This window comes from Mesorhizobium sp. M1409 (genome assembly GCF_040317535.1).
Lineage (GTDB): Bacteria > Pseudomonadota > Alphaproteobacteria > Rhizobiales > Rhizobiaceae > Mesorhizobium.
Map to the genome: position 1 here is coordinate 93,765 of NZ_JAMYKV010000015.1, position 19,179 is coordinate 112,943.

A 19,179-nucleotide genomic window follows, 5' to 3' on the forward strand; every position below is an offset into this window, starting at 1 on the left:
GTTTACAGCACATCGGACGGCCCCATGACCGACGCTATCCTCGTCCTGAACGGCGGTTCCTCCAGCCTGAAGTTCGCTGTCTTCGAGGCACGCGACGGCCTCCCCCCGCTGCTGCGCGGCAACATCGCCTCGCTTGGCGGACATCCGCAACTGAATGCCGAGGCCGCGGGTGACAGGCCGAAGATCTTCAGGAGCCTGGGCGATGGACCGATCGATATCGGCGAAGCATTCACTTCCGTAGTCTCCCTCCTTGCCGACCGCGATCTCCTGCGCCGCATAGACAGGGTGGGGCATAGGATCGTTCATGGCGGCCGCGACTTCACCCAAGCGACGCTTCTGGATGCGCCGGCGCTCGACGCACTCGCCCGACTCGAGCCGTTAGCGCCGATCCATCAGCGGATCAATCTCGAAATTGTGGCACTGGCTGCCGACCTCCTCCCGCAAGCCATGCAGGTCGGATGCTTCGACACAGCGTTTCATTCAACCCGCCCGAGCCTTGCGAAGATCTACGGCATTCCACGCGCGATGACCGAGGCGGGTATCGTTTCCTATGGCTTTCACGGCTTGTCCTACAGCCACATCGCTTCGCGGCTGCGCGACCGCTATGGCGCTGGCGCCGGCGGCCGGGCAATCGTCGCCCATCTCGGCAGCGGCGCCAGCGTGTGCGCTATGGACGCCGGACGAAGCATTGCGACGACGATGGGGTTTTCGACGCTGGATGGCCTGATCATGAGCACGCGTTGCGGCGCGCTCGACCCGGGGATCGTCCTTCATCTCCTGCAAGACTGGAAGCTGCCGACCGACGAACTGGTCACGCTTCTCTATGAGCAGTCCGGCCTGCTCGGCGTGTCTGGTATATCCGGAGATATGCGGACGCTCATCGGCTCGGACGATCCTGCCGCCGCCGAGGCCGTCGATCTATTCGTCTATCGCATCGGGCGCGAGATCGGATCGCTGGCCGCTGCCCTTGGAGGTCTTGATACGGTGGTGTTTACCGCCGGCATCGGTGAAAACGCGCCATCGATCCGGGAAAAGATCGGAGTTGCTGCCGGCTGGCTTGGCGTCGGTATCGATCATGACCAGAACCGAAGAGGCGAGGAGATCATCAGCCTTGCCAATTCACGCGTCGAGGTTCTTGTAATCCCTACCGATGAAGAGAGAGCCGTTGCCAGCCAGCTACTCTCTGCGCCTTCGCCGAGGCGGGCAAGCTTTGCCCTGCCATCGCAGAGGAGACACTGACATGCTTCCAGTCTCCGGCGTGGCGGAAGCCGCGACGGGCGAAGCCGCCGTCACGAGACAGCCGGAAGAAGCTTCCGGCCCCAATACCGGCCCCAATAAAAGTCCCGCCGGACCCTTGATCGCCAGAAAATGAATCCCAAGTGGGTACCAACCCGCTGGTCCGGGCCCCTCTGGTGAGAGCCTCGTACTCTTGCGATGTCGGACCGATTTTCTGACAGCTCGTGCCGACAGGGGACTGCCCTTGAGTTTCTCATTTTTGTTCGTCGAGTGGCTAGGAACGCCGCTGTGGATGTGGTCGAGCTTTTTTGTCCTCGTCATCGCTATTCTGTCGCTCGACCTTGGAATTCTTCACAGGCAAGACAAGGAAATCGGCGTCGGCGAAAGCGTGATGCTTTCCGGCCTCTATGTCACGCTCGGGCTCGCCTTCGGTGGCTGGGTATGGTGGTATCTCGGCTCCGACGCCGGCCTCGCCTATCTGACAGGCTTCGTCGTCGAAAAGACGCTGGCGCTCGACAATGTCTTCGTCATTGCCCTGATATTCTCATTCTTTGCCGTGCCGCGCATCTACCAACACCGGGTGCTCTTCTGGGGCGTCCTCGGTGTCTTGGTGCTGCGGGCCATCATGATCGGTGTCGGCGCGATGCTGGTCGCCGAGTTCGCTTGGGTTCTTTATATCTTCGCCGCATTCCTGATTATCACCGGCATCAAAATGCTGATCGTCAAGGAGGCAGAACCCGACCTGTCGAAGAACGTCCTCCTCCGCTTCATGCGCAATCGCTTTAACGTCACCGACGAACACCACGGCGAACGGTTTTTCGTCAAAAAGACAAATCCCGGGACGGGCCAGGCGAGCTGGTTCATCACGCCGCTCTTCATGGCGCTGGTGATGGTCGAGGTGGCCGACGTCATATTCGCCGTGGATTCCGTCCCTGCGATTTTCGCGATCACAACCGATCCGTTCATCGTCTACACCTCGAACGTCTTTGCGGTCCTCGGCCTTCGCGCCCTCTATTTCGCGCTTGCGGCGATGATCCACCGCTTCCGCTACCTGAAGCCCGCACTCGCTATCGTTCTGATCTTCATCGGCTCGAAGATCTTCGTCGCCGATCTCCTGGGCCTTGAAAAGTTCCCGGCCGCCTTCTCGCTCGTCATTACCTTTGCGATCATCGGCGCCGGCGTGGTCTGGAGTCTTGTCAAGACGCGGGATCAGCAGCGACAGTCTGCGCGACCGGGGCTGCAAGGACGAACACCGTTAGCCAAGGAACAGCAAGGAAACAGATATGATTTCTGACTTCATCAGCTGGATTTTTGCCATGCTCGTCCGTGTCGACTCGCGTCCGACGGCCTAGTATCCGTTCGTTCTCCAGGGCGGGAATATCCTACAGGACAACGACAGTGGCGCCATTGGACGCTCTGTCATAAAGGTCGATGATATCCTCGTTGAGCATGCGGATGCAGCCGGAGGACGCCTCGGTTCCAATTGTCCACGGTTCTGACGTGCCATGGATACGGTAGAGGGTGTCGACGCCGTTCTGGTAGAGGTAGAGGGCGCGGGCTCCCAGGGGGTTGTGCTGACCCGGTTCTATCCGCCGCGGCAATTGCGGTGTCTGCGCGTGCATGTCATCGGTGGGATACCAAGCTGGCCACTCGGCCTTGCGGCCGATGACCGCCTTGCCCGACCAGGCATGACCCGTTGCACCCACCGCTATCCCATAGCGATGGGCCTTCCCGTCCGAACCGACAAGGTAAAGAAACTTGTGGCCGGTATCGACGACGACCGTGCCCGCGCTGTATCCGGCTGGCGCGGCCACGATGGTGGGCTTGAGGCTGGGATCAAACTTGCGTCTGTCGACGATCTTCACTAGATAGGCTTCGTTCGCATAGGCCCGCTGGCGGCTTTCCAGCTCGCTCTTGGAAAGACCAGGATCCATCAGCCCTGGTGTCGAACAAGAAGCAAGGATGGGCAAAGCTGCTGCGAGCGATATCCAGGAAGCTGCAATCCTTTTTAATGCCATTTTAGCTATTCGTCCCGTGCGGACAGGGCCGCCAGGCGGTCGAGGCCCTGGGCAAATCCCTTGAGCGAGACGTCCAGCTTGACGGGTTGACCGGTGTCGGATGCCGTCATGGCGACGCTTAGTTTTTCATTCGCCCGCAACGCTTCCTCGAACTCCCCATTGGCGGCGATCGGTGCGACACAACCCTGCGGCAGGCAGGTCTTGTAGGATGTCTTGACATAGACATCCTCCTTGATCAGCAGCGACAGTCCCGCTTGCAAATCAAGACCAAACGGCGCGATGATTGTCCCCGACAGCGGCGGCTTGTCCTTGCCGTTCCGGTTGAACACGATCAGCAAAACCCTCTGGCCCGTCTTCCTGACACCGGACCAATTGCACGAGGCCGCACTATCCATCAGCCGAAAGGGTGAGAAAGTTCTCGCTGTGGCCAAACACTTCGATGTCACCCCGCGCTCCCTGCGCCGCATGCTTCTCCTGGCCTCGTCAAACCAGACGGTATAAGCGATGGCCCGATCAATCCGTAGTGCATTACGTATATTAGATACTACTAATTCCGGCGGTCCGTCATTGGTGGAATAGGGCGGCAAGCGGAAGGTGCGACGTCGTTTGCCTTCGTGTTTCCCCCGCACGTCAAAGAGCCTGCTGGACCTATATTCATTGTTCATCCATGTAGAACGCGCCGGAGACGAGCAGTGGATACGCTAGCGCAAATCATCGTGCGGCAAACGCCTCCAAAAGGCACGCCAAGCGGAAGCTCGGCTACGCCATCGCAAGAACGGAAATGAGAGAGAGAAATTTAGTGTGCAGTTCTTGCACCCGATCTCACGTCGCGCCGCCGTGACGCCTACGTCTTCCCCAGAACCTGCAGCCGGTCGAATGCCGCCGGAAATCCCTTCAAGGAGATAGTCAGGGCTATCTCCTTGGCATCGGTGGATTGCACCTTCACACGCAGCGCCGTACCGTTGCGAAGGGCGGCAATCCGATCCGCGTCGAAGCTGAGCGGCACGAGGCATCCGCCCGGCACGCAGGTGGAAAACCGCAAGGGCTTGTCCTGCTGCCCGTCGTCGATCTGAAGGATGGCGCCGGCATCGAGCTGCAGGCCGAAGGGCAAGACCAGATTGCCGGACAAGGCATCGTCGCCCTGCTTGCGCAATTCGATGGCGAGCACTCGCTGGCCGTTCTGTTGCGCCTGTTCCTGCGAAATGGAGCATGCCGGCTGCGGCGCGACGCTTTGGCAACCGAGCCGCCAATCCTGGTAGGTTTCCTGCAGAGACGATGCTCCACCCGGCAAAGGTGATGCAGGCTGCTCCTGCGAAAGCGCCGACGCGGCCGCGGAAACGACGACCATTGCGGCCAGTGCCGCGGACCAGTATCTCTTCACAAACATCTCCTATCGCGTGGCGAAGACGGCGCCAACCCGCCATACACTGCAGAAACTATCAGCCACACAGGCTGTCTTACCATTTTACGCTGAATCCGAGCTTGGCGCCTATGACATGGCTGTCGCCGAAATCCTGGAGACTTGTGCGCATGCTCCCCTCTCCGAAGACAGAGTAACGGCCGTCCGCCCAGCTCAGCGAGCCACCGAGGCCGACACCGCCCCACAGCGCCTGATTTTCGCTGACCAGCTTCACGCCCGACACATCGACATCGTTTCCGTCGAGGAAGTCGTAGTAGAGGTTGGCGAGGCCGTAGATATGCGTGCGGCTCACTTGCCCTGCGGCATCCGCCCACTGGTCCTCATAGTCCGCGGAGAGGCCGAGACGGCCGACAAGGCTGTCGCTGCTGCCGGGCGACACGACGGCGCCGAACGGGTCGGTGAACGCGTCGAAGTCGACCGACGAATGGGCAAGCTGGGCCTGCGGCGTCAGCGACCATTTGTCGTTGAGGGCGATCTTCTGTCCGGCCTCGAGACTCAGGCCATAGCCGAAACCGTCGTTGCCGTCCGCAAGCGTGGTGCCCAGCGTGGCCGACCGGATGTCACTGTCATACCACGTCGCCCGAGCCTGGGCGTCGACGTAGAAGCCACTGTTGCCGAACCAGGTGAGCGTGCCGCCGACGCCATAGCCGGTGGCGGCGATCGACCCCACCCCATAGATCGAGGAGACGTTTGACGACACGGTTCCGTAGTGGGCCGTGATCCCCCCGATCAGGATACCGGCCTCGCTTTCGTGCAGCAGGCCATCGACGCCCGCCTCAAGCTTCCAGGTGGTCACGTCATAGTTCGTGCCGGTGGTCGACGTCTCCGGCTCGATCTTGGCGTGAGCTGCCTCGATGCGCGCCCAGATTGCCTTGCCGTCGACCGGGCCCTGGCCTGGCAGGTCCGCACCTTCCGGCGTCGCGCCCTCGCCCCACGATCGGTTGCCGATGCGCTGCTGCAAGGTGCCCAATTCATTGAAGCTCTGCAGCACCCCTTCATAGGCCTCGTACAGCGGCACGCCGGGCTGGTAGAGCGGTCCCTGCGGGCCGGTCGGATTGATAAGCGCCGAGCGCAGGTACCAGTCGCCGTCCGTCGGCGCGCTGACACCGTTCTTGTAGAGCCGGTATGCATAGGCGCCACCCACCACCGCCTGATCGCCCTGGAAGACATAATCGCCGACCAGGCTGAAGGTACCGTTGGAGGTCCCGCCAATATCGACCACCTTGATGCCCTCGACGGTTTGCGCCCCGCCGCCGCCGAGATTGGTGATCTTCAGATCGGTGGTGCCCGACGTATTGCCGGTGACCACGAGCCTGTCGGTCGGTGAAGCATCGCCGCCGAGCTGGCTCTCGATCTCCAGCGTGCCGCCATTGCCAACATAGTTGCCGGCAACGGTCAGCGTGCCGGGCACGCCTGTATTGCCGACCGCGATGGTGCCGCCGGCGAAGTTGTTCGTGTCGCACACCGTGCCGGTGCCCTCGAGCCGGCCGCCCGAGTTCACATTGACGGTGCCGCACAGGCTGCCCGAGACGGAAAGTGTGCCACCGTCGATCGAGGTCGTGCCGGCAAAGCCCGAGCTATCCGAGGTGATCGCCATGGTCCCCGTGCCGCTCTTGGTCAGGGTGCCGGCGCCGGTCAGCGTCCCATCCCAGGTCAGCGTCGTGCCAGCGTCGGTCAGCACCGTACCTTGGCCGAGAAGCTTCATCGCGCGGCCGCTGTTGAAACTTGCCGTCGTGCGCAGCGTGCCGCCATTGAAAGCGAGATCGCCGGACGCATCGCCGAGATTGGCGTCGGTCGAGACCTGCAGCGTGCCACCATTGATTGCCGTGCCGCCGGTGTAGCTGTTGCTGGCGGTGAGCACGAGCGTACCGAGATCGGTCTTGATCAGCTGGGTGTTGCCGGTCAGCCGCGAGGCGACGGTGGCGGTGATGCTGGCTCCGGCCGCGGTGCCGTCGCCGACACGGAGGGTCGATGTCGAGCCGCCGGCGAGGTCAAGCGGACCGCCTTGGATGAGATAGCCGTCCGTGAGGAACTGCATGCCGGAAGCCATCACCTGGCCGAGGCCGTTGTCCACCGTCACCGTGCCCGCCGCGCCTGCGAAGATGGCGAAGGAGCCGTCCGAGAAGGGCGCATTGACCGCGCCTGTGCTGTCGGCCCAATTGTCGTTGCCAGTCGAGCCCTGCCAGGCGCCGTCGCCGCCATTGACGACGCCGTCGAACTTCGGACCAGCAGCGCCGTCCCAGTAGTTCAGTGTCAGCCCTTCTGTATTGACGAGGTTCACCTGGTTGGCGATTGCCGTCTGGACGAAGTAGTCCGTTGATGGGATCGTTCCGATCGACAACCCATTGTCGGTCAGCGCACCGTTGTAGCTGAACACCCGGTATACGCCGGGGCCAAATGTGCCGCCGGGCGAAACCGACACGTTGAGCGTGCCGTCGAGCACCAGGTTGCCGCCGACCGTGGTCAGGTCGTTGAGAGCCCCGCCCGCCACCTTGGCCTGGCCGAAGCTGTAGTTCATTGTTGAGCCGCCGCTCAGTGACAGGTCGCCAAGGATGTTCAACGTGCCGACGCCACCGCCGGCGCCGCCCGGCGACAGTGTGGCGCCATCGGCAACCGTGACATTACCGCCAATGGTGCCGGTGCCGCCCAGCGTGCCGCTGCTGTTGACGCTGGTAAGGCCGGTGGCCACCGCCTGGTTGCCGTTGACGATCAGGCTGCCGGCGGAAACTGTCGTGTTGCCGGAATATGTATTGTCGCCAGTGAGAATGAGCGCGCTGCTACCGGTCTTGGTGAGGGCGCCCGCGCCGCCGATCAGGCCCGACAGTGTCAGATCGGCATCGGTTTCGAAGGTGCCGCCGCCGGCATTGAGCGTAACGCCACGGGCCGAGCCGAACGACGCCATGTTGCGCAGCGTGCCGCCGTCGAAGCTGACTGCTCCAGCCGCAGCACCCAGATTGCCATCGCTCGCCACCTGCAGCGTGCCGCTGTTGACCGCGGTGCCGCCGGTGTAACTGTTGGTCCCACCGAGCACCAGCGTACCGAGATCGGTCTTCACCAGCTGGGTGTTGCCGGTCAGGTTCGAATTGACGGTCGCGACGTAGGCCGCACCGGCGGACGTTCCGTCGCCGACGCGAATGGTCGATTGCGGCCCGATCAGCGCGATGTCTTCTCCCTGGATCACATAACCGCTGGTGGCGAACTGCATGCCCGCGGCCTGCACCTGGCCGTTGGTGGTGTTGTCGACGATCACCGTACCCGCGGCGCCAGCGAAGATGGCGAAGCTCGCATTGGAGAACGGTGCGTTGATGTCGCCCGCCTGCTCGGTCCAGTTGTCGTCGCCTGCGGCACGCCAGGTGCCGTTGCCGCCGTCGACAAGGTTGTTGTTCTTGGGACCGGCATCCCCGTCCCAGAAGTTCAGCGTCATTGCGCTAATGTCGACCAGGTTCACCTGGCCGGCTATCGAGGTCTGCACCACGTAGTTGGGCAAGCTTTCGGAAAGGCCGAGGTCTGTGAGTGTCCCCTCGTAGCTGATGATGCGGTAGATGCCCGGGCCGAAATTGCCGCCGGGCGTCTCGGCGACATTTATCTGACCGTCGAGAACGAGATCGCCGTGCACGACCGTGAGGTCGTTGAACGCGCCGCCCACGACATTCGCCTGGCCGAAATTGTAGTTGAGCGTTGCAGCGGCCCCGAGTGTCAGGTCGCCGTTGATCGTCAGCGTCTGCGGCGTCGCCCCGACATCGCCCGGGTTCAGCGCGCCGCCATCCAGCACCGCGACGTCGCCGCCAACCGTGCCGATGCCGCCAAGCACGCCGCCTGCCTCGACCGTCGTTGTACCGGTTGCCGCCGACTGATCGCCGTCGACGATGAGCGTGCCCTCGCGCACATTGGTCGCGCCGGTGTAGCTGTTGTTGCCGGTCAGGATCGTGACGCCGCCGCCGATCTGTTCAACCGCGCCGGTGCCCGAGATAAGGCCGGCAAAAGTGTAGGTGTCTGAGCGGTCGAAGGCGAGCGTGGCGTTGTCGAGCACATCGCCGATCAGCGATCCCGAGGTGCCGCCATTGCCAAGCTGCAGCGTGCCGGCGGAGATAGTCGTGCCGCCTGTATAGGTGTTCGCGCCGGTAAAGATGGTCGTGCCGGTGCCGATCTGGTTCACCGTGCCCGTGCCGAAGATTACGCCACCATACACCAATGTATCGGAGCGGTCGAAGGCGAGCGCGGCGTTGTCGAGCACATTGCCGATCAGCGAACCCGAGGTTCCGCCATTGCCGAGCTGCAGCGTGCCGGCCGAAATCGTCGTCCCGCCGGTGTAGGTTTCGTCCGCCATCAGAACAAGCGCGCTGTTGCCGGTCTTGGTGAGCGCACCGGCGCCACCGATCAGGCCCGACAGGGTAAGATCGGCATCGGTTTCGAAAGTGCCGCCGCCGGCATTGAGCGTAACGCCACGCGACGAGCTGAGCGACGCCGTGTTGCGCAGCGTGCCGCCGTCGAAGCTGAGTGCTGCGGCCGCGGCACCGAGATTGGCGTCGCTGGAGACCTGCAGCGTGCCGCTGTTGATGGCGGTGCCGCCGGTGTAGCTGTTGGCCCCGGCCAGCACCAGCGTGCCGAGATCGGTCTTCACCAGCTGGGTGTTGCCGGTCAGGTTCGAATTGATCGTCGCGACGTAGGCTGCTCCGGCGCCCGTACCGTCGCCGACGCGAATGGTCGATGTCGGACCGACCAGGGCGAGGTCGTTGCCTTGGACGAGGTATCCGCCGGTGGCGAACTGCATGCCCACGGCCTGAACCTGGCCATTGGTGTCGTCGACCGTCACCGTGCCCGCGGTGCCAGCAAAGATGGCGAAGCTGGCATTGGCGAACGGCGCGGCGAAGACGCCGGTGTCGTCGGTCCAGTTCTGGTCGCCCGCCGCCTGCCAGGTGCCGTTGCCGCCATTGACGATGCTGTTGGAATGCGGCCCGGCGTCGCCGTCCCAGTAGCTCAGCGTCAGGCCGGCCGAATTGACCAGATTGACCTGGTTGGCGATCGAGGTCTGCACGAAATAGTTCGGATCGCTGACGGTCAGGCCATTGTTGGTGAGCGCGCCATTGTAGTTCATGACGCGATAGAGGCCAGGGCCGAACGTGCCGCCGGGGCTGGTCGTGATGTTCATCTGGCCATCCAGCGTAAGATTGCCGCCGACATTGATCAGGTCGTTGAACGCGCCGCCGGCGACATTCGCCTGGCCGAAATTGTAGTTGAGGGCCGAGCTGTCGTTGAGCGCAAGACTGCCGTTGATCGTCAGGATTCCGGCGGCATTGCCGACGCCGCCCGGATTGATGGCGCCGCCGTCGGCGACCGTGACGCTGCCGCCGATGATGCCGGTGCCGCCCAGCGTCGCCCCGCTGGCGATCGAGGTCAGCCCTGTCGCGCTCGACTGGTTGCCGTTGACGAGCAGGGTGCCCGCATTGACGTTGGTCGCGCCGGTATAGCTGTTGGTGCCGGTGAGCGTCGTGACCCCGGTGCCCAGCTTGTTCACCACGCCGCTGCCCGAGATCGCGCCGCCAAAGGTGTAGGCGCTGTTCAGGTTGAAGGCGAGCGTGCCGTTGTTCGTCACGGTTGGCGTCGTGAGCGCGCCGGCCGCCGCGCCGTTGCCGACCTGCAGCGTACCGGCCTGGATCGTCGTGCCGGCGCTGTAGCTTTGATTGCCGGTCAGGATCAATGCGCCCGAGCCTTGCTTGAGGAGGCTCTCGAAGCTGGTGACGTTGGCGCTATCGAGGGTGCGGCCTGCGGCGGTGTTCACCTGCAGCGTGTCGCCGGTTCCGCTCTCGCCGCCAGTGCCGGCATTGACGCCGGTGCCGCTCAACACGGCGGTATCATTGAGCACCAGCGTATCGTTGCCGGCGCCAAGGTTCAGCGCGGCGGCGCCCGTATTGAGGGTGCCACTGACATTGACGACGTCGTTGCCGCCACCGAGGTCGCCATTGGCCTGCAACGTGCCGCCCGCATTGACGTTGATCGTGCTCGCCCCCGCGTCGCCGGTCACCGTCGAAGGCGTGGCGCCGGGTGCCTGCACGGTGCCGTTCACGGTCAGCGTGCCGGCGCCGGTCATGGCGATCGTCGCGGTGGCCAGAGCGCCGTTCACTTGCAGCGTGCCGGCGCTGATGCTGGTCGCGCCGATGGCGTTGCCGGCCGAGGTCAGCACCGTGGTGCCGGTGCCGATCTGCGCCAGGCTGCCGGGCCCGCTCAGCGTTCCCGTGAAGTTGAACGTGTCGCTGCGGTTGATCGACAGCGTCGAGGTCGGGGCATTGACGATCACATTGCCGGCGCCGGCATTGCCTGACGTGCCGCCATTGCCGATCATCAGATTGCCGTTGTTGATAACGGTGTTGCCGGTGAATGTGTTGTTGCCGGTCAGCACCCAGGTGCCGCTGTCGTTCTTGGCCAGCGTGGTGATGCCGGTGCCGGCATTGCCGATCGATCCGGCGAGCGTGTTGTTGCCGGTGTTGGTGCCGCCTAGCGCGATGGTGCGCGCCTGGTTGGTGCCCGCCAGGGTCACCGGTCCCGTGTCGGTAAAGACCACTGCGCCCGTGCCCGAGGATTCGACGAAGGTGGTGCCGGCCGAAAGGGTGAACAGGCGGTTGGTGATGTCGCCCGCGCCGGTGTAGCGCAGCGTCGAGCCGTTGCCGATGATCAGATTGGACGCGGCGGCCGACGACGCGCCGATGCTGCTCGCGATGCCGCCATTAGAGAGCTTGTCCACCCCGAGTACGCCACCATTGATCGTGGTGACGCCGGTATAGCTGCTGCTCGGGTTGTTGAGAATCCAGGTGCCGAGACCGTCTTTGCTAAGCGACGTCACGCCCGCGCCATTGTTGGTGATCCGCGCGGCCAGGCTGTTATTGCCGGTATTGGTGCCGCCGAGCGTCAGCGTCTGACTGGTGTTGGCAGTCGAGAACCCGATCGGCCCGGTGCCGGTAAACGCGATCGCACCCGTGCCGGAAGCCTCCAGCCTGCTTGCGGCCGAGGCGCCGAGCGTGAACAGGCGATCCGTGCTTCCGGCCGCGCCGGTGTAGCGCAGGGTTCCGCCATTGAGGATCAGATTGCTTGCGCTGGCGCTGGAAGCGCCGATCGCACTGTTGCTGCCGCCATTGGCCAGGCATGAAGCCTCGATCACGCCAGCGTTGATCGTGGTGCTGCCGGTATAGCTGCTGCTACAACCCGTGAGAATTTGGGTGATGGCACCATTCTTGACGAGGCCGCCGCTGCCGCTGATGGCGCCAGCATAGCTGGCGGTCCCGGAAGGCCAGTTCAGCGTCAGCGTCGCCGTGCCGAGCGTGACGTTGCCGCCGAGCGCACCGCCCCCGTTTAGATAGCCGACGGTGTTGTTGAAGCCGGCAAGATCGAGTGTGACACCAGCGGTGTTTGAGAGCGCGACCCCTCCCGACCCGAAGGCGCTGGTCGAGCCGGCGCGCAAGATCCCCGCGGTGACGGACGTGCCGCCGGTGTAGGTGTTGGCGCCGGACAGGACCAAGGTACCAGTGCCCGCCTTCTGCAACAGCCCTGTACCTCCAACCGCGCCGCTGAATTGAAGCGTGGCGGCGGGATTGTTAACCGTGAGGGTTCCAGTCCCGCCCAGCGTGAACCCGCGATTGGTGGTTGTGCTGCCGCCGGTGTAGATCAGGTTGCCGTTATTCAGGACCAGATTGGCGGAAGCACTGCTCGACGCGCCGATGCCACTGGCAAGCCCGCCATTGGCGAGACAGTCCACGCTCAACGTCCCACCACTTACTGAAGTGGCGCCGGTATAGCTGTTGTTGCAGCCGACGATCGTCTGGACGCCGCCGGCCGTCTGGAAGAAGCCGCCGCTGCCGCTGATCGCGCCGGTGAAAGTGCCACTAGCGCCGCCCGAGGTCAGCGTGGCCGAACCCAGGACGACGGAGCCGCCGCCGGCAAGTGCACCGACCCTGTTTGCGAATCCGGCGAGATCCAGCGTCGCGCCTGCATTGACGGTCATCAGTGCGGTTTGGCTGCCGAACGCCTGAACCGAACCCGCACGCAGTGCGCCGGCGGTGATCGTCGTACCGCCCGAGTAGAGATTGGTGCCGGACAGCAGCAGCGTGCCGCCGCCTTCCTTGATCAGCCCGCCAGAACCGATCGCCGTGCCGCTGAGCGTCAGCGTGGCGGCAGGATCGCTCACGCCGATCCGGCCATTGCCAGTCCCCAGCGTGAAACCGCGGTCGCTGCTGCCCGTTACGCCCGTATATTGCAGCCCGCCGCCGCCCTGGAGCACAAGGTTCGCGGAATCCGCTGTCGATGCGCCGATGCCGCTTGCCACGCCGCCGTTCGCCAGCGCGTTGACCGACAGGGTGCCGGCCGATACCGTCGTGATACCGGTGTAGGTGTTGGCGGCGTTCGCGAGCGTCAGCGTGCCCGAGCCGGTCTTGGTCAGGCTGGCGTCGTCCGGGCCGACGACCACGCCACCGAAAGTCAGGTTGGCGCCGCCATTGTCGACCTGGATCGTGCGCGACGGACCGCCGTTCACCAGCGTGAAGCCGCGATCAGTCGTCGCCGTGCCGCCCGTATACTCCAACGTGCCGCTCTCGATCACCAGGTTCGATGAGGCCGCCGACGATGCGCCGATGCTGCTCGCCACGCCGCCATTGGCGACGCTGTTGACGACGAGCGTGCCACCGCTGAGCGTCGTTCCACCGGTGTAGGTGTTGGCGCCGGTCAAGGAGACGCGACCGATGCCGCCCTTGATGAAGCCGGTGGCGCCACCATTGTCGACGATCGCCGATGCGATCGTGAACGTGCCGCTGCCGGTGCCGTTGTGAAGGACGCCGACAGTGCCGCCGCCGGCGCTGCCGGTGAGCGAGCCGCCGGTGATCGTCTGGCTGGCATTGCCGACGCTGGAGGCGACGATGATCGTGCCGTCCACGCCTAGCGTGTTGCCGCCGCCCACGGTGACCGTGGAGTCGGCGGCCGCGGTATATTTGAGGCCGCCGAGCCGGACGCTGCCGGCGACGGTGTTGAAGAAGGCGGTATTGGCCGCTCCTCCAGCATCGCTGACGACGTCGCCGGTCGCCCAGGTGCTGGCGTCATCCTTGTTCGCATAGGCGGTGAAGGCGGTGATGGTGCTCGCCTGCACCTGCGCATAGTCCGTGCCGTTGACCGTCGCCCATCCCAGGGCTTCATCGCCGTTGGTCGTGGTGATGGCGCCGCTGGTGGGCAGCGTGAAGTCCATCAGACCGCCCGTGTGCGTCAGCGCGCCGAGGTTCAACGTCATGCTGCCACCCGCGCCGGAGGTCGCAACGATGCGGTTGTTGCCTGCCGTGACGTTCAGCCCATTGAAAGTCTGACTGTTCGCCAGGCCCGTCGCCCCGGTGAGGGTGAGCGTGCCGCCGGCCATGTCGAGCGTCGACGCGTTCGAGATGATGTCGCTTGCCGGTGCTCCTGGGGCGGCGAAATTCAGCGCCAGCGAGCCGCCATTGATCGTCGTGCCTCCGGTGTAAGTGCTTTGTCCGGTCAGCGTCAGTGCGCTCGTGCCACGCTTGACGAGGCCGCCGGTGCCGGTGATGCTGCCGGCATAGCTCGTGCTGGCAGCGCCGTTGACCGTCAGGTCGGCGCCGTTGAGCGCCACGCTGCCGCCCGTTCCCGCAAGCGAGGTGACCATGATATCGTGCGTGTTGAGGTCCAGCGTACCGCCATTGACGGTTACTGCATTCGGCGTGCCGAAAGCCTGGCTGCTGCCGGCCTGCAAGGTGCCCGATGTAACGGTGGTCGTCCCAACATAGGTGTTGGCGCCGCTGAGCAGCCAGATACTTCCCGCGGCGCCGTTCATGACCAGGTTGCCGGCGCCGGAAATCACCCCCGAAAGCGTGTTGCTGCCTGCGAAGCTGCCGCCAAGGGTGAAGGTGTCGGCAGGAGCCGCAGGATTGAACGCGACCGCGCCGCTGAGAGTGAGCGCGCCCGTACCGTCGTTGAGGACGCTGCTGCTGCCATTGATCGAAAGCCCGCGATTGGTGCTGCTCCCCGTGCCGATATAGGACAGCGCGCCGTTGTTGAGCGAGATGGTCCCGACGCCGGCACCGGTCCCCAGCGAACTCGCGGTGCCCTGGTCGGCCAGTGCGTTTGCCCTAAGGGTGACGGCCTGGATCGTGACGGCACCGGCAAAGGTGTTGGCACCATTCAGTGTAATGCTGCGGTTTGTCCCGCCGCCGCTGAATACAAACGGCCGGGTTGCACGGTTGCTGCTGATGACGCCAAGCAGCGCCAGGTCAGCGGTCTGCGCATCCAGAATGACGGACGCGTCATACCCTCCCCCCGCGATTATGTCTCCGGTAACCGTTAGCGTGCCGGTTCCCTGGTTTCTCAGAGCCGAGGAGCCGGTGCTGGGCGCCATGTTCCAGCCACGGTTTGAGGTATTGCCGCTGCCAAGATAGATGGCGGAAGCGTTGCGGACGGAGACTGCGCCATTGGCCGCCGTGGTCGCCGCTCCCAGGGCGCTCGCCTCGCCCAGATTGCCGATCGATGTGAAGGACAGGTTGGAGCCATCGGTCCCTACAGCCCCGGTGAAATCGTTGGTGTTGTCGCTCAGCGTCGTCGCTGCGACCAGGGAAAAGCCACCCGTCCCGGTGATGTGGGCCGAGCCGACGCCCCCACCAATCGCGGAGGAGCCGGAGAGCAGCGTAACAACGCGGCCAGCGGCTAGCGCGCCGGTGCTTCGAAAAGTGGCACCCGAGGACAGATTGATGGCGTTACCCGCGGCGCCAAGCGACGAATCGCCGCTGACGCTCAAGGTGCCCGCAGCGACGTTCACGCCGCCGCTGAAGGTGTTGGCGCCGGTGAGGGTCAGGACGCCGGCGCCCGCCTTGGTCAGCCCCGCGTTGCCGGCAAGAATCGAATTGATCGTGGCGGTGCCGTCGGTGGTGACCGTCGGTGTCGCGCCGCCGAGCGTCAGCGTGCTGCCGGTCAGCGTATAGGTGGTGTTGAGATCGAAGGTGAGGTTGTGCGCGATGATCGGCGTGTTCAGCGTCACCGTGGCGGTGGTGCCGTTGAGTCCGCCGAAAATGGCATTATCGATCGCGGCGTTGCTCCAGATGGTGTACGGGCCGCTGACGCCATCCCCGTTGGGGCTCCAGAAAGACGAGCTTGTGTCCCATATGCCCGTGCCGCCGCGGTTGGCTGCCGTGCCGTTGGGATCCCAGTATCTGTCGGCACCACTGGCCGAACCTGCGGCAAGTCCCATCAGCAGCGCGGCCGGCAGAAGCCGGGCGCCCCACTTGCGTGCGACAGTCGAGACGAGATGCGCCACATTTGGCGCATAGCTTGCAGCTTCGCCCTTGCACTTGGTCATGCGGCCACCGCGCAAGATGCGCGAATCCAATGCCGTGCTGTTGCCCCTCGGATTTCCATGCAACCGAAAGCCGGATATTCCAGTGCGTTCGCCGAATTGAGAAAGGCGTTGAACCGTCTCGCCGCCGAGCAATTCCACTATAACTTACCCCGCCTAAGTATTATGAGTTGCTAATGTTATTATACATTCGCATTCTCGCCGACTCACACTCTGTAACTGAGAATTGTCCACAAGTTGAGAACTACTGCCAAATATTATTGAGAGCATCTTAATTTTCTGATCAGTGTCGCATCCGCGCCACGGTCGCCACAAAACGAACGCGGTAACGGCTCCGCAAGCCGAGACGTGGCGGGGTCGACTAGGAGTTCAAAATGGCATCGACCGAGGTCCGGAAAACGACCGTTCTCCGTGCAGGTTTAATCAGCGGATCAAGAGCTGTTCGTGTACGGAAACTATGTGCGGAATTCTATTATTGTGCCGACAACGCTCCATCAGCCCTATCAAACAGACCCGCATACGACCGCTAAATCCACACCGTCGGAATTCGTTCGTGGGACCTTCTGGGGCAATGCGGACGATGTTGGTTCCAAGCCGCGCCAACTCTGGACTCAAATTCCGACCATGAAGTGCTAAGCCACCGCTAAGCACGTCAAACCAACAGGAGGTTTGGAACTGACGTCACGACACGGGAGGGACGCGATAAAGAGTCGATGTCTGGTCAAATTTCTCTAAAATCGAATCTGATATCCGAATTTCTCCCATAAGCGCATGCAATCCCGGCGGGGACACGACCCCAAAAAGTTCGAAAAGCTTCCAAGAACCCCAGCCATCCCTTTAGGTCCGTTCCGGACACATGGGTTACGGTTTATACCGGAGACATGGGGGTAACACTTTTGGCCCGAAGGGGTTTGGAGTGGCTCGAGCCTCCCAGTGCAAATCGCGGCAAACGGGGATCGTCACTTTGCACATGGTCTGAATAGTATTGAACATCTCCCTCTTTTCCATACAAGGTCGTCGAAGAATCGACCAAGAGGGGTGGCGGCTCAACATGGAACTTCAATGAACCTTCCTATCTTCGCCATCAACCTCGATCGCGAGACCGGTCGTTGGAGCGAATTGGTCGCCAGCGCCGAGGCGGCCGGCCTGACCTTGCAGCGCATTGCGGCCATCGACGGCCGTGCGCTTGCCAAAGAGGAATGGACGGAGATCGATCTTCCAACCGCGCGCAAGCTAAGCGGGCGCGACATTCTGCCCGGCGAATATGCCTGTTACCGCAGCCATATCCAAGCGCTGGAAACGTTCCTGGCCAGCGGCGGCGCTCATGGCCTGATTGTCGAGGACGACGTCCTCTTCAGCGAAAACACCATACCGCGCATCGAGGCCATCATCGCGGCGGTCCCGGATTTCGACGTCATCAAGCTGATCAACCATCGCATGAGCTTCTTCATGCGCGCCGTCGAGACGACGGAAGGCGACGAGATCGGTCGCGCGCTGCATGGCCCGCAAGGCTCAGCGGCCGCCTATCTGGTTACGCGGGAGGGGGCGCGGGGACTGTTGTCGGCGCTCGCCGTAATGAAAATGCCATGGGACGTCGCACTCGAACGATTTTGGGATACCGGCCTGAAAGTCTATTCGGTCCGCCAAAACGTGCTTGGCTTCGCCGCCAGCAGCAAGATTTCCGGCATAGCCGGTCCCTCGGGAAGCTACAAATTCGCAAGGCTTGGCGGGCCGAGCCGGCTACGCGCCGGGGCGTTGCGGGCCAGCGACGAGCTGCGCCGCCTGCATCACGTCCTGCTGCGGCCCCCTTTGCCGCGAGAAACCCCGGATTATGCCAGGGGCGCCGCGCCGCGCAACACCCTGCTTCTGTTGCTTGCGGCACTCGCTATTCTCGCCTTGGTCTCCGCGGTCTGGCGCGAGGCCGACACCTACCGCTATGCGGGGCTGGCGCTGGCCTTGGTCGCAGTCGTCCGCTGGTTCAGGGTGGACCTGTGGACCTACAGCAAACCGCTGATCGGTTGGGTCGGCGGTCTGTGCATAGGTTGGTCGCTCTATGTCTTCATCCGACTGGCGATCGTCTATTTCGGCACCCACCAGTTGGGTGGCGCCGAAGGCATTTACATGTTTCCGCTGTTCTACGCGACGACCGGCTTCGCGTTTCTGCTGTTTGTCAGGCAGCCCGCGCGGCTCGTCCTCTGGTTCATGATCCTCAGTCTTGTCTTCCTGGCGGCGGACACCTTCTATTCGGACATGTTTCAAGGCATCCAACCGACCCCGCGGCTTTTCAACAATCCTATCCACGCGTCGGTGGCGGCCGGTTTCATCTTCCTTTGCACGCTACAATTCATGGCATACACAGCCCAAAGAACGGACCTGAGGAAAGCAACCAAGAACCTGCATTGGGCGCTGTCGACAGCCATCCTGCTGTTTGCCCTCGTCAACATCATTGGGATGCGGTCAAAGGGTGTCTGGCTTGCGCTTGCGCTGGTCCTGCTCTTGTTGGCGGTCATGACCCTGGCGAGAGGCCATCGCCGCGAACTGTTGGTTTCGGGTGGCGTTCTGGCGATCGTGGCGGCCGGCGTTGTAGCAACACACAACATCTTCTCGTCCACCGCCGGCGACACCATGATCTTCGCCAAGGCCCTGGTTCCGGATGTCTTGAGGCATGGCGTCCTCCCGGCCTTCGACCGCGCCATCGCGAGCGATACGGTTCCACTTGCAGCCAAGGAACGGCTGATGCTGTGGGCGGACGCGATCGAGATCTGGAAACGCCACCCGATCTTCGGAGCCAGTTCCAGCTGGCTGACCGAATGGGAGCACAGAACCTATCATCCCATGATCTTCAACGTCTTCCACAACGGTTATCTGGAGATTGCCGTGCGTTATGGTGTGGTCGGACTGGCGTTCTTCGCCTTTCTCTACACGTGGTCGGCCAGGCAGGTTCTGCTGGCCATGCGGGCCAAGCTTATCGCTCCGGCCGCATGGTCCTGCTACATCTCAACACTGGTCTTCTTCGCCCTAACCATCCTTACCAATTCAAACAACCGGCTGGCTATGGGTGAGGCTTTCATGTGGTTCGCCGCGGCGTTCGGCTTCTATTGTTTCTATGTTCGCCAGCAGAACAACCTTGTCGCGCCGCGAACCTATTTCTAGGCCAGACGGGCCGGCGTGGC

Annotated in this window: 7 protein-coding genes; 3 read left to right on the forward strand and 4 right to left on the reverse strand. The window is 63.2% G+C overall.

All coding sequences use genetic code 11. The features are described from left to right. The first annotated feature begins 24 nt into the window (after positions 1 to 24). Together NKG99_RS14810 and NKG99_RS14815 are read left to right on the forward strand one after the other, a co-directional pair. Positions 25 to 1,239, forward strand: coding sequence for an acetate/propionate family kinase (locus NKG99_RS14810; RefSeq protein ID WP_352868799.1), 1,215 nt, complete (start codon positions 25 to 27; stop codon positions 1,237 to 1,239). A gap of 241 nt (positions 1,240 to 1,480) precedes the next feature. Further along, complete coding sequence (locus NKG99_RS14815; RefSeq protein WP_352868801.1) at positions 1,481 to 2,530, forward strand: TerC family protein; 1,050 nt, start codon at positions 1,481 to 1,483, stop codon at positions 2,528 to 2,530. A gap of 88 nt (positions 2,531 to 2,618) precedes the next feature. Here NKG99_RS14815 and NKG99_RS14820 read toward each other — a convergent pair whose 3' ends face one another. From NKG99_RS14820 to NKG99_RS14835, 4 genes are all read right to left on the reverse strand, one after another. Next, on the reverse strand, positions 2,619 to 3,170 hold the full coding sequence (locus NKG99_RS14820) for a L,D-transpeptidase (RefSeq protein WP_352868803.1): 552 nt from the start codon (positions 3,168 to 3,170) through the stop codon (positions 2,619 to 2,621). A gap of 89 nt (positions 3,171 to 3,259) precedes the next feature. Then, entirely contained in the window at positions 3,260 to 3,919 is a 660-nt protein-coding gene (locus tag NKG99_RS14825) for an invasion associated locus B family protein (RefSeq protein WP_352868805.1), read from the reverse strand. A 179-nt stretch (positions 3,920 to 4,098) separates the two neighbouring features. Further along, on the reverse strand, positions 4,099 to 4,635 hold the full coding sequence (locus NKG99_RS14830) for an invasion associated locus B family protein (protein ID WP_352868809.1): 537 nt from the start codon (positions 4,633 to 4,635) through the stop codon (positions 4,099 to 4,101). Between the two features lie 76 nt (positions 4,636 to 4,711). After that, positions 4,712 to 16,087 carry an autotransporter-associated beta strand repeat-containing protein gene (locus NKG99_RS14835; RefSeq protein WP_502913694.1) on the reverse strand — a complete coding sequence of 3,792 codons (11,376 nt, stop codon included), beginning with the start codon at positions 16,085 to 16,087 and terminating at the stop codon, positions 4,712 to 4,714. Between the two features lie 981 nt (positions 16,088 to 17,068). On the opposite strand from NKG99_RS14835, the gene NKG99_RS14840 reads away from it, so the two are divergent. Continuing rightward, positions 17,069 to 19,159 carry an O-antigen ligase family protein gene (locus NKG99_RS14840; RefSeq protein WP_352868815.1) on the forward strand — a complete coding sequence of 697 codons (2,091 nt, stop codon included), beginning with the start codon at positions 17,069 to 17,071 and terminating at the stop codon, positions 19,157 to 19,159. The last annotated feature ends 20 nt before the right edge of the window (positions 19,160 to 19,179 follow it).

Coding starts and splice junctions, on each gene's coding strand:
- NKG99_RS14810 (WP_352868799.1), top strand. CDS start 25: ATGACCGACGCTATCCTCGTCCTGAACGGCGGTTCCTCCAGCCTGAAG.
- NKG99_RS14820 (WP_352868803.1), bottom strand. CDS start 3,170: ATGGATCCTGGTCTTTCCAAGAGCGAGCTGGAAAGCCGCCAGCGGGCC.
- NKG99_RS14825 (WP_352868805.1), bottom strand. CDS start 3,919: ATGAACAATGAATATAGGTCCAGCAGGCTCTTTGACGTGCGGGGGAAA.
- NKG99_RS14840 (WP_352868815.1), top strand. CDS start 17,069: ATGAACCTTCCTATCTTCGCCATCAACCTCGATCGCGAGACCGGTCGT.